10 protein-coding genes are annotated in these 13,293 nt (G+C 60.7%); 4 read left to right on the forward strand and 6 right to left on the reverse strand.

The window, feature by feature from the left end:
- Nucleotides 1-180 precede the first annotated feature (180 nt).
- The 3 genes from O9Z63_RS18285 (at nt 181) to O9Z63_RS18295 (ending at nt 3,876) form a co-directional block, all read left to right on the forward strand.
- Nucleotides 181-1,443 carry an ABC transporter permease gene (locus O9Z63_RS18285; protein WP_270126822.1) on the forward strand — a complete coding sequence of 421 codons (1,263 nt, stop codon included), beginning with the start codon at nt 181-183 and terminating at the stop codon, nt 1,441-1,443.
- 208 nt (nt 1,444-1,651) lie between these two features.
- Entirely contained in the window at nt 1,652-2,515 is an 864-nt protein-coding gene (locus O9Z63_RS18290) for an LOG family protein (protein WP_156109080.1), read from the forward strand.
- Between the two features lie 167 nt (nt 2,516-2,682).
- On the forward strand, nt 2,683-3,876 hold the full coding sequence (locus O9Z63_RS18295) for a lycopene cyclase family protein (protein WP_270126824.1): 1,194 nt from the start codon (nt 2,683-2,685) through the stop codon (nt 3,874-3,876).
- Nucleotides 3,877-4,030: 154 nt separating this feature from the next.
- On the opposite strand, the gene O9Z63_RS18300 is transcribed toward O9Z63_RS18295, so the two are convergent.
- The 3 genes from O9Z63_RS18300 to O9Z63_RS18310 all read right to left on the reverse strand — a co-directional run bounded on the left by O9Z63_RS18300 (nt 4,031) and on the right by O9Z63_RS18310 (nt 6,526).
- Nucleotides 4,031-4,774 (reverse strand): ABC transporter ATP-binding protein, encoded by a 744-nt coding sequence (locus tag O9Z63_RS18300; protein ID WP_270126825.1) that lies wholly within the window; start codon nt 4,772-4,774, stop codon nt 4,031-4,033.
- Nucleotides 4,775-4,852: 78 nt separating this feature from the next.
- Nucleotides 4,853-5,074 (reverse strand): DUF2795 domain-containing protein, encoded by a 222-nt coding sequence (locus O9Z63_RS18305; protein WP_019948259.1) that lies wholly within the window; start codon nt 5,072-5,074, stop codon nt 4,853-4,855.
- A 153-nt stretch (nt 5,075-5,227) separates the two neighbouring features.
- Nucleotides 5,228-6,526, reverse strand: coding sequence for a DUF349 domain-containing protein (locus tag O9Z63_RS18310; protein WP_270126826.1), 1,299 nt, complete (start codon nt 6,524-6,526; stop codon nt 5,228-5,230).
- Nucleotides 6,527-6,837: 311 nt separating this feature from the next.
- Here O9Z63_RS18310 and ettA point away from each other — a divergent pair, with 311 nt between their 5' ends.
- Nucleotides 6,838-8,505: an energy-dependent translational throttle protein EttA gene (gene ettA / locus O9Z63_RS18315; RefSeq protein ID WP_270126827.1), complete on the forward strand. Its 1,668-nt coding sequence runs from the start codon at nt 6,838-6,840 to the stop codon at nt 8,503-8,505.
- 196 nt (nt 8,506-8,701) lie between these two features.
- Here the strand turns inward: ettA and O9Z63_RS18320 are convergent, their stop codons facing one another.
- The 3 genes from O9Z63_RS18320 to O9Z63_RS18330 all read right to left on the reverse strand — a co-directional run bounded on the left by O9Z63_RS18320 (nt 8,702) and on the right by O9Z63_RS18330 (nt 13,159).
- Nucleotides 8,702-10,324, reverse strand: a complete 1,623-nt coding sequence (locus O9Z63_RS18320; RefSeq protein WP_270126828.1) for a Na+/H+ antiporter — start codon at nt 10,322-10,324, stop codon at nt 8,702-8,704.
- Nucleotides 10,325-10,382: 58 nt separating this feature from the next.
- Nucleotides 10,383-10,817 (reverse strand): carboxypeptidase-like regulatory domain-containing protein, encoded by a 435-nt coding sequence (locus O9Z63_RS18325; protein ID WP_270126829.1) that lies wholly within the window; start codon nt 10,815-10,817, stop codon nt 10,383-10,385.
- A 527-nt stretch (nt 10,818-11,344) separates the two neighbouring features.
- The gene (locus O9Z63_RS18330; RefSeq protein WP_270126830.1) at nt 11,345-13,159 is read right to left on the reverse strand and encodes a M61 family metallopeptidase; all 1,815 of its coding nucleotides are present in this window, start codon (nt 13,157-13,159) and stop codon (nt 11,345-11,347) included.
- Nucleotides 13,160-13,293 lie beyond the last annotated feature (134 nt).

Consider the following 13,293-nt stretch of genomic DNA (forward strand, 5'->3'; position numbering starts at 1 on the left):
AAGCTAACGAAAATTTGAGCCGGCGAAAGTACATAGATTTGCCGGATTAATCGGTACTTTTCGGGCGAAATCACGCTAATGGCTGAATTGCTTAATGGCTAAATGGTTAATTGTTCGCCAGCACCAGAACAACTGTACCGTTTAGCCATTAAGCAATTCAGCCATTTAACCATCAAGTAGATGAAAGCCCTGCGCCTGACTCTGGAAAGCTTCCGCTTCGCGTGGCAAGCCCTCAAAGCGAACCTCCTGCGCACGATACTTTCGCTGCTGGGCGTCACGGTGGGCATTTTCGCCATCATTGCCGTGCTCACCGTCGTCGATTCGCTGGAAGCCAACGTGCGCCAGAGCATGAGCTTCGTCGGCGACAAGGTGATTTACGTGATGAAGATGCCCTGGACCTTCGACCAGCCCGACTACCCGTGGTGGCGCTACTTCCAGCGGCCAGCGCCCACCGTGCGCGAGTTCCGCGAGCTGCAGCGCATGCTCTCCGACAACCAGAAGGGCGTGGCCCTGTACGCCGCCACCGGCGGCAACACCCTGCGCATGGGCTCCAACAGCATGGAAGGCTGTGCGCTGATGGGCGTTTCGTTTGAGTACCGCACCGTGTCGGACCTGCCGATTGCGGAGGGGCGCTACTTCACGCAGCAGGAGATTGATGCCGCCCGCAACGTGGCCATCGTGGGGGCCGATATTGCCACCAACCTCTTTCCGAACGGCTCGGCGCTGGGCAAGCAGTTCAAGGCCAAAGGGCTGTCGTTCACCATCATCGGGGTGGTAAAGAAGGAAGGCAAGAAGATCATCGACACGCCCAGCAACGACACCAACTGCATCATCCCGTTCGGGTCGTTCACCAAGATGTTTGCTTTGAGCACCAACGGCTTTACGGGCGTGACGCCCACCATTGCCGTGAAGGGCCGCGAGGAAGACACCGGCCTGCTCGACCTGGAGTACGAAATGAAGGGCCTGCTGCGCAACATCCGCACCCTAAAGCCCCGCGAGGAAGACAACTTCGCCCTCAACCGCCCCGAAATGCTGACAAACATGGTGGGCAAGCTCTTTTCCGTCATCGGGCTGGCCGGCTGGGTGATTGGGGGCTTTGCTATGGTAGTGGGCGGCTTCGGCATTGCCAACATCATGTTTGTGTCGGTGAAGGAGCGCACCAACATCATCGGCATCCAGAAGTCGCTGGGGGCTAAGAACTACTTTATCCTGTTCCAGTTTCTGTTTGAGGCCGTGTTTCTGTGCCTGTTAGGCGGCGCGGCCGGCATCTTCCTGGTGTGGCTGATTACACTCATTCCTCAGGATGCCATGCCGCTCACGCTCTCGGCCTGGAACATCACGCTGGGCCTCACCGTGTCGGTGGTGATTGGCATGCTGGCCGGCATCATTCCGGCCGTGCTGGCCGCCAACCTCGACCCCGTGATTGCCATCCGGAGCAAGTAGCGCGTCAGACGAAAGCGGCCGCAGTACGTACCTGTCGCCATTTCGTAATGATATAGCTATTTAGTGTTAACAAATCGTTAACTTGCCCGTCCGTACTTTTGGTCGCCCCGTTCTCGCGGGGCGGCTTTCTTTTTTTCAAATTCCCCCATTTCTCCTTTTTGGCCCCCGGCGCGTTGCCGGCCGCCAATGGTAAGTAGCGTACCAGATTATGACCAAGCTTAAGAAGACCAGCCGCACCAAAGTGGCCGATGAAGTGTTGAACGCCGGGAGCGGGCAGACTATCATGCAGCCCAACGTAAACGACAATAAGGTTAAGACAATCAGTGATATACGCGAGCAGACCCACGGCGAGCGGACGGTGCAGGTAGACGACGAGCAGCGCATCCGTCGCGCCTTCGTCGACAAGGACTGGAACGAAATCAAGATTGCCGACTCCTGGCAGATCTTCAAGGTGATGGCCGAGTTCGTGGAGGGCTTCGAGAAGATGTCCAAAATCGGCCCCTGCGTGTCCATCTTCGGTTCGGCCCGCACCAAGGCCGACAACCCGTACTACAAGATGGCCGAGGAAATTGCGGCCAAGCTGGTGCGCCACGGCTACGGCGTTATCACGGGCGGCGGCCCCGGCATCATGGAGGCCGGCAACAAGGGCGCCCACTCGGAGGGCGGCCGTTCGGTAGGCCTCAACATTGAGCTGCCGTTCGAGCAGTTCAACAACATCTACATCGACCCCGACAAAATCATCAACTTCGACTACTTCTTTGTGCGGAAGGTGATGTTCGTGAAATACGCCCAGGGCTTCATCGGTATGCCGGGCGGTTTCGGGACGCTGGATGAGCTGTTTGAGGCCATTACCCTGATTCAGACCAAGAAAATCGGCCGCTTCCCCATCGTGCTGGTGGGTACCAAGTACTGGCAGGGCATGTTCGACTGGATTCAGCAGGTGATGCTGGAAGACGAGCACAACATCTCGCCCGAGGACATGAACCTGGTGCAGCTGGTAGACGACGCCGAGTCGGCCGTGAAAATCATCGACGACTTCTACAGCAAGTACCTGCTGTCGCCGAACTTCTAAATCACGGATTTAGCCGGATTTATCGGATTGCCCGGATTCGTTTTGGGCAGTCTGATGCCCCGGCCGGATGCACGTAAGGAGAAGCCGCTTCCAACGAAGCGGCTTTTTCGTTGTTCTTTAGTGCCCGCATCACGCACCCATAGCCTGCTTCTTCCGTGTCTGCCCCTGTGAAATCCGACGAATCCGTGTCAACCCGTGACTTCGACTACCTGATTGTGGGCGGCGGGGCAGCGGGGCTGAGTTTGGCCTACCACATCAGCCAGGAGCCGCGCCTGGCGGGCAAGCGGGTACTGCTGCTGGAGCCCGAGGCCAAAGACCAGAACGACCGAACCTGGTCGTTCTGGACCGATACGCCTATGCTGTTCGACGGCATTGTGGCGCACGAATGGACGCAACTGGCGTTCCGCAGCCCCGGGTTCGAGCAGGTGTTTCCGTTGAAGCGTCACCGCTACAAGATGATTCGGGGGCTGGACTTTTACCGGTTCGTGCGGGCGGCGCTGGCGGCCCGGCCGGAGCAGTTCACGCTAATGCAGGCCACCGTGGACACGCTGGCCAACACGGCCCAAGGCGTACTGGCCACTGGCTCTGCCGGCACGCACACCGCCCGCTATGCCTTCGACAGCCGCCCGCCGCAACTGGAGCCGCAGCCGCAGAAGTACCGCTACCTGCTGCAGCACTTCGTAGGGTGGGAGGTGGAAACAGAGAAGGATGTTTTCGACCCGGAAACGCAGGAGTTCATGGACTTTCGGAGGGAGCAGCACCACGAGGCGCGCTTCATCTACGTGCTGCCGTTCAGCAAGCGGCGGGCGCTGGTAGAGTACACGCTGTTTTCGGCGCAGGTGCTGCCGCAGGCGGAGTACGAGCACGCCATGCGCACCTATCTGGAGCAGCTCGGCGTCACGGATTTCCGGATTGAGGCCGTGGAGATTGGCGCCATCCCGATGACCGACCACCCCATGCCTGCGTCGGCGGGGCCGAACATCATCAACCTGGGCACGCGGGCCGGGCGGGCCAAGCCCAGCACTGGCTACGCCTTCAAACGCATCCAAGAGCACTCGGCGCGGCTGGTAGCGGCGCTGGCGGCCACCGGCCAGCCCCCGCGCAACCTCACCGGCGACCGGTGGCAGTTTGGGATGTTTGATGCGTTGCTGCTGGATATCATGCAGCGGCGCGGCGAAACCACCCGCGACATCTTCACCGAGCTATTCCGCCACAACCCGGTGGAGCGCATCTTCGACTTCCTGGACGAGCGGACTTCGGCCCTGGCCAATCTGCAGGTGATGAACTCCGTGACGCCCTGGCCGTTTCTGCGCTCCATTGGGCACGTGCTGCGCGGCCGACCGGGGCAGCGCAAGGCTTAAGAGGTTTTGGCGAACAATGTAGAGACGCAATATTTTGCGTCTCGTCGTTGCTGAAGTTGTTTAAAACGACCTTCCGTTCAACGACGAGACGCAAAATATTGCGTCTCTACATCGTGCTGCATGCCCATAAACTAATTCAAAAAGCGTCTAAGCGCTACCTAACTGCCAACGATGCCTCGCTCTCCAGAAACGCGCGGGCGGCCTGCACGGTGGCCGGCGTGAGCGGCTGTAGCGCCGGGGCAGGGTGGGAGAGGTTGAGCAGGTAGCCGCCGGGCAGCGCCAGCAAGTTGTCGAGGTCGTGGGTGATGCAGAGCACGGTGCGCTGCTGCTCCTGTACCCAGCTCGTCAGCAGATCGAACACGCGGCGGCGGTAGTAGACGTCGAGCTGCTGGGTGGGCTCATCGAGCAGGTAGAGGGGCGCATCCTGCAGACTGAGCTGGGCCAGCCACACCAGCTGCTGCTCGCCGCCGGAAAGCAGCGTGAAGTCGCGCTCGGCGAGGTGGGCGCCGCCGACGCGGGTTAGGGCGGCTTCGGCCAGCTGATAATCGGCAGGGGAGTAGGCGCTGAGCAGGCCATGGTGGCGGTAGCGGCCCATCACCACCAGCTCCCGCACCCGAATCGGGAAGCCCACGGTGGTGCGCTGGGGCAGATAAGCCAGGTGGCCGTCAGCGGCCGGGCGGCGGAGCGTGCGCAGGTCGTGGCCGCCTACCGCAATGGTGCCTTGGTAGGGAATCTGGCCGGTAAGGGCCCGGAACAGGGTGGTTTTGCCGCAGCCGTTGTGCCCGACGATGGCTACGAAGGCGGGCTCAGGCACGCACAAAAAAAGGTTGCGGAGCAGAACACGCTGTTCATACCCCGCAACCAGATTTTCGACAGAAAGTATTGAGTACTGAGACATGAGAAGTTAGGCAGTACCGCCTGAAAAACGGGCTTATGCCAATACTAACTACTCAGTACTGCATACTCAATACTACTGCTAGTATTCGTCTTCGTTGAACATGAAGTCTTCTTTGGTCGGATAGTCCGGCCAAACTTCCTCGATGTTTTCGTAAGGCTGGCCATCATCCTCCAGGGCCTGCAGGTTTTCAACTACCTCCATTGGCGCACCTGAGCGGATGGAATAGTCAATCAGTTCATCCTTGGTGGCAGGCCAGGGAGCGTCTTCAAGGTACGAAGCGAGTTCCAGCGTCCAATACATAGTGGTGTGGGCTACTTAAAAAAGGTGGTCGAATGAAAAACTCCGGCTATCAAAAACCCGGCCGGGACGGATAAGCTGACAACGTGGCTTGGCGCGTGGCGAATCCTGTCGGCAGCTTTCGGCAGCCAACGTAAGTTAACCGCTAAGGTTGTGCTACGCAACCAATCGTTGCCGCAATAGCGTAATCAGCTCGTTTTTAGTTCTGATTTTCCGGTCAAAAGCCCGGATTTTTCCCTGCAGCATCTGCCGGAAGGCATCGTTGGCGGGCGTAGCGCTCAGCTTGTCGAGGTTGTCCTGCAGGGTTTCCTTTTCCTGCTGGTCGTACTTGATGAAGTCGCGCAGGGCCTGCACGCGCAGGGTTATCTGCTCCTCGGGAGCGGCGGCGGCGTTTTCGGGGCGCTTGCGGATGAAGTGCTCCAGGGCGCTCATCTCAAACACCTTGTCGCAGGCCAGAATGAACTGCTCCCACACGCGGTCCGACTCTTCGCCGCGCACCGGGCCTACCGTTTTCCAGGCCGCCTGCAGCTCTTTGGCCCGCGCTACGGCCTCGTGCATGGGGCGGCCCAGCAGGGCGGTGGCCTCCGTCACGAGGGCGCGCTTGCGGGTCAGGTTGTCGTCCATGAAGTGCTCCTTGGCGTCGGTGCGCTTGCTGTCGATATGCACCTTCAGGCGCTCGAAAAACAGGTTGTGCGCCGCCCGGAACTGCGTCCAGAGGTCGTTGGCCTGCTTGCGCGGCAGGGAGCCGCCCACTTCCTTCCAGGCCTGCTGCAGCTGCTTGAGCTTGGCCGTAGTGTTCTCAAAATCGTCGGAATACTGCAGCGCCTCGCTCTGCCGGATCAGCACCTTGTACTGGTCGGCAGCGTGGTTGGTCATGGCCTTCTTCTCGCTCTGGAAGGCCTTGCGCCGCTGGAAAAACTCGTCTACGGCCAACCGGAATCGGGTTTCCAGCTCGTCGGTGAGCTGCTTATCTACGGGGCCGGTCTTGATCCAGGCCTGGCGCAGCTCGTGGATCTGCTCGCCGGCGGTGGCCCAGTCGAGGGTGTTGCGTAGCTCCTCGGCCTGCTCGATGAGGCTGATTTTGGTGGCCAGATTTTTTTCGCGGTTGCGGGCCACGGTCACCTTCACGGCTTCCTCGGCTTCGGTGAGGCGGCGGTGCAGGCTCGCGAAGTCGCCGAGGCCGTCGTAGCTGGCCACCTGGTCTTTCAGGTGCAGGGCCTTCATCAGGAAGGAGCCCTTGTTTTCCGATTCCTCGATCTTCTGTAGCAGGTCCTCTACTTTGGCCCGGAACAGGCGGAAACGGTTGGCAAAATACAGTAGAGAAGCATCGGGCGATTCCTTGACCTGGCCTACCTGGCGGGCGGGCAGATCCATAAACGGCCGCAGCCACACCTGGTCGCCTTCGACATAGCCATAGAGGCGGGCATCGGCCAGCAAGTGGTCTTGTTGTTCCATAATTTGATAACGCGGAAGCGAATAGGTGGTGTGATGAAAAGGCGCAGGGGCAACACTCAGGGTGGAAAGATGGGCAAGTTTACGGCATGTTGCAACAATCGGCCCCGGCAGGTGGCATAGCAAACTCCGTGGCCCCTGCCTACCTTTGGCGACTCCGGCGGGCAATTGCGGCCCATCTGGCCGAACGTAACCCTAAATCAGAAGGTTGGGCTACGGGGCCGGAGCAAACGGCTCAACGCTTGAAAATAGCATTTTTCAGCCAATGCGTCAGCCTGCCGGGTTTCAGTGCCACCGCTACACACTTCTTCTCTATGAGCGACCAGCCTACTATTATCTTTTCGATGGCCGGGGTCACCAAGGTGTACCCACCCCAGAAACAGGTTCTCAAAAACATCTACCTCTCGTTCTTCTACGGCGCCAAAATTGGCGTGCTGGGTCTGAACGGCTCCGGTAAATCTTCGCTGCTGAAGGTCATTGCCGGCGTTGACAAGCAGATTCAGGGCGACGTGGTGTGGTCGCCGGGCTACTCGGTGGGCTACCTGGAGCAGGAGCCCCAGCTCGACCCCACCAAGACCGTGCTGGAGGTAGTGCAGGAGGGCGTGGCCGAAACGGTGGCGCTGCTCAAGGAATTCGAAGAAATCAACGAAGCCTTCGGCGGCGAAGACCCCGACTTCGACAAGCTGCTGGAGCGCCAGGGCACCGTGCAGGAGCGCCTAGACCAGCTCGACGCCTGGAACCTCGACAGCAAGCTGGAGCGCGCCATGGATGCCCTGCGCACGCCCGACGCCGACGCCATCATCGGCAACCTGTCGGGCGGGGAGAAGCGCCGGGTGGCCCTGTGCCGCCTGCTGCTGCAGGAGCCCGACGTGCTGCTGCTCGACGAACCCACCAACCACCTCGACGCCGAGAGCGTGCTGTGGCTGGAGCAGCATTTGCAGCAGTACAAAGGAACCGTCATTGCCGTAACCCACGACCGGTACTTCCTCGACAACGTGGCCGGCTGGATTCTGGAGCTGGACCGCGGCGAGGGTATTCCGTGGAAGGGCAACTACAGCTCGTGGCTGGAACAGAAGTCCAACCGCCTGGCCCAGGAAGAGAAAACCGAGAGCAAGCGCCAGAAAACCCTGCAGCGCGAGCTGGAATGGGTGCGCATGGCCCCGAAAGCGCGCCAAGCCAAGAGCAAGGCCCGCCTCGCCGGCTACGACAAGATGGTGAACGAGGACTCAAAGGAGAAGGAGCAGAAGCTGGAGCTGTTCATCCCCGACGGGCCGCGCCTGGGCTCTCAGGTGATTGAGGCCGAGGGGCTGCGCAAGGCCTTCGGGGATAAGCTGCTGTTCGACGGCCTGTCGTTCAACCTGCCGCAGGGTGGCATTGTGGGCATCATCGGGCCAAACGGCGCGGGCAAAACCACGCTGTTCCGCCTCATCACGGAGCAGCTGCAGCCCGATGCCGGGACGTTCGTGGTGGGCCCCACGGTGCAGTACGCCTATGTCGACCAGCAGCACGACACGCTGGACGGCAGCAAATCGGTGTTCGAAACCATTTCGGGCGGCACCGAAACCATGATGCTGGCCGGCCGCCCCATCAACTCGCGGGCCTACGTCAGCAACTTCAACTTCCGCGGCGGCGACCAGGAAAAGAAGGTGGGTAGCCTCTCGGGCGGGGAGCGGAACCGGGTGCACCTGGCCACCACGCTCAAGCAGGGCGCCAACCTGCTGCTGCTCGATGAGCCCACCAACGACCTGGACATCAACGCCATCCGGGCTCTGGAAGACGCGCTGGAGAACTTCGCCGGTTGCGCCGTGATTATCAGCCACGACCGGTGGTTCCTGGACCGCCTCGCCACCCACATCCTGGCCTTCGAGGGCGACTCGCAGGTGGTGTGGTTCGAGGGCAACTTCTCCGACTACGAGGAAGCCAAGCGCAAGCGCCTCGGCGACGTGGAGCCCAAGCGCGTCCGCTACCGCAGCCTGAACTAACCGGCTCTGGAGCCTGATTTACAAACGTCCTCTTCTGGCTTCGGCCGGGAGAGGACGTTTTGTTTTTGGGGGAGGAGGGTGTAGAGACGCAATATTTTGCGTCTCGTCGTTGAACGACGCGGTAAAGGGTACTACAAACAACGTCAGCAACTACGAGACGCAAAATATTGCGTCTCTACACTTTCTTTATCCAGCCTCAATGCGGCATGTGGCTGATTTTGGCTTCGTCGAGGTCGAGCTGGGCTTCTTGGTGGCGGAGCATTTCTTCCTCGAATACGTCTTCGCGGCGGAGTACAAACAGTTCTTCGCGCTGCACCTGCAGCACATCCAGCAGCACGTGGTGGTAGCGTTTCAGGGCCTGGCGTTTGGTGTCGTCGTAGTCGAGGGCTTCGAGCAGGTTGCCGGTGCGCTGGGCCTCGGCCTGCATGCGGTGCTGCAGGGCGTTAATCATTTCGTTGTTCTGGATATCCTCGGGGTAGTGTTGGGCCAGGTGGGCAAGGGCCACGTGGCGCAGGCGCAGCCGGATGCCGGCTTCCTGGGCGTCGGTGGGCATGCGCTCCTCCAGTTTTTCCACGCCGGTGAAGCGGATGAGCAGTGGCAGCGTGAGGCCCTGAAACACCAGCGTTACCAGAATCACCACGAAGGTGATGAACAGCATCAGGTTGCGCTGCGGAAACTCCTGCCCGTTGCTCAGCAGCAACGGCACCGACAGCGCCGAGGCCAACGACACCACTCCGCGCATGCCGGCCCAGCCGATAATCAGCGGCCCCTGCCAGCCGGGGCTGGTTTCCTGCGTGCGGATGCTGCGGAAAAGCCAGCGCGGCACAAAGGCCGCCGGAAACATCCACACCAGCCGGATAATGATGACCAGGGCGCTGATGATGAGGCCGTAGCCGATGGCCTGCCCCAGCGAGTAGGTGCCCAGGCCATCTACCACCACCGGCAACTCCAGCCCGATAAGGATAAATACCAGTCCGTTGAGGGCAAAACCCACGCTGGCCCACACGCTGGTGGCCTGCAGGCGCGTGTCGGCATCGAACACGCGGTGGGAGCGGAAGGAAAGCAGCAGCCCGCCGCTCACCACGGCCAGCACCCCCGAAAAGTGGAATTCCTCGGCCAGCAAATACATGCCGTAGGGCGCAATAAACGTAAGCACCGTGTTGATGCTGGGCGTGGTGGGCAGGTACTTATGAATGAGGTAGAAGCCGTGCGCCACCACCAAACCCACGGCCAGGCCCATCACGCTCACCAGCAAAAAGCTGGAGGCCGCCTGCTGCCACACAAACGTACCCGACAGCACCGTGGCCAAGGCAAACCGGAACACAATCAAACTGCTGGCGTCGTTGATCAGGCTTTCGCCTTCCAGAATGCTGGTGATGCGGCGCGGCACCTGCACGCCCCGGAGCACGGAGGTGGCGGCCACGGCATCGGGCGGGGAGATGATACCGCCCAGCAGAAACCCCAGCGGCAGCGTGAAGCCCGGAATCATGGCCCGGCTCACGTAGGCTACCAGGGTGGAGGTGAAGAATACCAGCCCGAAGGCCAGCAGCGCAATGGGCCGTTTCCAACGCCAGAAATCCTTCCAGGATGTTTCCCAGGCCGCCTGGTAGAGCAGCGGCGGCAGGAAAATCAGGAAGATGAGGTCGGGGCTGATGACAATGCGCGGCAGCCCCGGCACGAAGCCCAGCACCAGCCCGGCCAGCACCAGAAAAATAGGGTAGGAGATGCGCAGCTTCTGGCCCAGCATCACGAGCAGCAGCATGGCAAACAACAGCCCCAGCACCAGCAGGATGCTTTCGTGGAGGGTAGCGTCGGGCATAAGCAGGAGCGGTTAGGTTGGCAGCGGGCTGGAAGGTAGCCGCTGCCAGGCACAAACGCTAGGGCCGCTTCGTTGCCCGGCCTTTGCCGCTTGCCGGGGCCAGCATCACCGTAACGGGCAGGAAGTTGCTGGCCGACAGTTCCTGGCCTTCGCGGCCCATGTAATCGTAGCGGAGGATGTTGATGCCGGCGGGCACCTGCAGCACGTAATGGCCGTTGGCATCGGTGCTGGCGGCGTTGGTAGTGCCTTTCAGCAGCACGGTGGCGCCACGCAGCGGCCGTTTCTGCTCGTCCAGCACGTAGCCGGTAAGGTCTACCAGCGCCGGGGCCGCAACAGTCGGGGCAGCTTCGGGGGCAGTGGGCTCTGGCAAAGGCGCCGGGGCAAACCGGGCCGTCAGGTCCTGCGCCTGGGGAGCGTCAGATTCCTGAGCGAAGGCGCTGGTGGCGGACAGGCTGGCCACGAGCAGCAGGAAGGAGGCAGCAAAGTGTTTCATACAACTGTCTGGTTGGAGTGGACGCAAGAAGACGTTGCAACAGGTGACAGCAGGTAGAGGAGCGGAATAATATCTAAAGTAGATAATACTTAGGTATGTTCAAAAAGAGGCATGTGCGTGTGATTGGTGGAAATGCATCTGCTGAAGCCGACAAGGGCATCGTTTTGTTTCTGAAAACATGTTAATTGATAGCTATTAGCTGTTTTTTTGGCTCTCAATTGTAGAAATTTAGCTAAGGAATAATTATTTATAGTGCTATCATTTTAATAGAATAGTTATATTATAAAATTGTGAATGACTCAGGTTTTTAATCAGACAGACGCACAAAGGCCCGGCCCGCAGAACTGCGGGCCGGGCCTTTGCGGGAGTTGGCAGGCGTGCAGCCGGCCGGCCGCTGGTGCGCACATAGCCGTCGGGAACACGCCCGGCACAGTAGCGCGGACTGTGTAGTTCACGCCTCAGAATGACTGTGCCTCGAACGGCACGGGGGCGCGAACTACACAGTTCGCGCTACTGGCCAACGGTGTTTACTGGTTTTTCAGCCACGCCTGGCGCTGCGCTAGCTGGGCGGGCGTGGGGTTGGGCATTACCGTGAGCTGGTAGCGTTTCACCTCGTCTTTGGCCTGCAGGCGGCAGCGAATTTTCTTCTCGGCGCCTGCGTGCCGGATGGTCAGCTCGCTCTCCTGGCCGACGGGGCTGGCTTCGATGCGCTGGAGGACGGCGCGGGCGTTGGTGAGTTTTACGGGCTCACCTTGATAAGCTACAAACTCGTCACCGTTGGCTACCCCGCAGGCCTGTAGGGCCGCACTCACCTGCTGAAACAGGAGGCGGCCCTCCGCATCGGGGCGGAAGCCGGTGCCGAGCGTGGCCAGGCGGCGCCCGGTGCGCTGCAGCGGCTCGTAGCGCACGCCCACGGTGGCGTAGTACTCGGCCAGCGGCAGGGGCTGGGCCTGCTGCACGTAGCGCGCAAAAAAGTCGCCGATTTCGGGGTAGGTAAGCTGGGTGAAGTCCTGGAAAAACGTCTTTTCCGAGAAGGGCTTGTCGGGGCCGTAGCGCTTGGTGAGCTCCAGAATGACTTCGCGCAGCCCGCGCTTGCCGCCCGACAGCTGCAGCAGGCGCAGGTCGAGTAGGGCCGCCGTAAGGGCGCCGCGCTGGTAGATGTTGCCGTACTGGCGCTGGCCTTCGTCGGAAAAGGAGTTCAGCCCCAGCTTGCTCAGCGAGTAGGTGGTGTCGGTGCGCTGGCGGTCGTAGGCAATCTTGCCGCTCATTTCCTCCAAGTACTTTTCCAGCGGCATCAGGCCGCCGCGCAGCTGCATCATGCCGGCCGCCCACTCGGTGGTGCCTTCATACAGCCATAAATGCTCGGAGCCGGTGGGCTGCACGAAGTTGAACTGCTGGATGATTTCGGAGTGGATGTTGAGCGGCGTCACGACGTGGAAAAACTCGTGGGCGGCAATGCTGGTGATGCCCGCCGCCGACTCCGGTGTGAGCGGCTCTTCGCGCAGCACGTACTCCGAGCTGTAGGAATGCTCCCAGGCGCCAGTGCTGCGGTCGTCGAAGTGGTAGAGGAAGGTGTAGCGCTGCACCGGCAGCTGCACCAGAAATTGCTGGGCGGCCGTCAGCATCTGTTGCATCTCCTTGAGCAGCGGCTCGGCCTGCACCTGATCGGTGCGGGAGTAGCAGAATAGGTCGATTTTGGTGGGGCCGAGCAGGGTGCTGGCCTGCGTGAGGCGGCCCAGCAAAAACGGCGAATCCACGGCTTGGTCGTAGTTTTTGGCAGCGTAGTAGCCCTGGGAATCGGCCGTGAGGGCCGTTCCGATTTTCCAGGCGGCGGGGTAGTTGAGCTTGATGCGCAGCGGCCGGGCCTGCCAGCCCTGCGGGTAGCCCAGCACGGTCTGGCCGTTGAGCAGCGCGTGGTCGGTTTCCAATGACGAGCCGCACATGCGGTAGATGCTGTGCTCGGTCACGGGCGTGTCCCAGGTTTCGGCAATGGTGTAGCGGATTTCGCGCGTCTTTTCGGGCTTCAGCAGCTGCCACTGGTTGGTGGAAAGCTGCTTGGACGGTAGCAACCGGCCCTTCTTGTCGAAGGCCTCAAACTTGCGCACAAACCGGCCGATGTCCATCACCTGATACGTGCCGGGCGCCGTGGCTGCAAACTGGTAGATGCCTTGCTCTTTGCCGAGCTTCGGCAAGGCCAGCTGCACCCGAAACTCGTCGCTGTTGGCGGCCGGGTCGATGGAAATGGTGTAGGTAAGCGGCTCCTGCGCCCGGGCCGCCGTAATCGGCACCGACAGCAGAGCAACAACAAGCAGGGAATGCGCCAAGCGCAACAGGTTTTTCATGAACAAAGAAAGGCCAAAAGGAAGAAACGTAGTGAAGCTGCCCGGCCCCACGCCGTAGGCGCCAGACCGGCGTGTTGCCAGGGACAGCAAAACCGGCTCACCGTTGCCTAACGACGGAAAATCGGGCTGCGAGG

It is taken from the genome of Hymenobacter yonginensis (assembly GCF_027625995.1).
Classification (GTDB): Bacteria; Bacteroidota; Bacteroidia; order Cytophagales; family Hymenobacteraceae; genus Hymenobacter; species Hymenobacter yonginensis.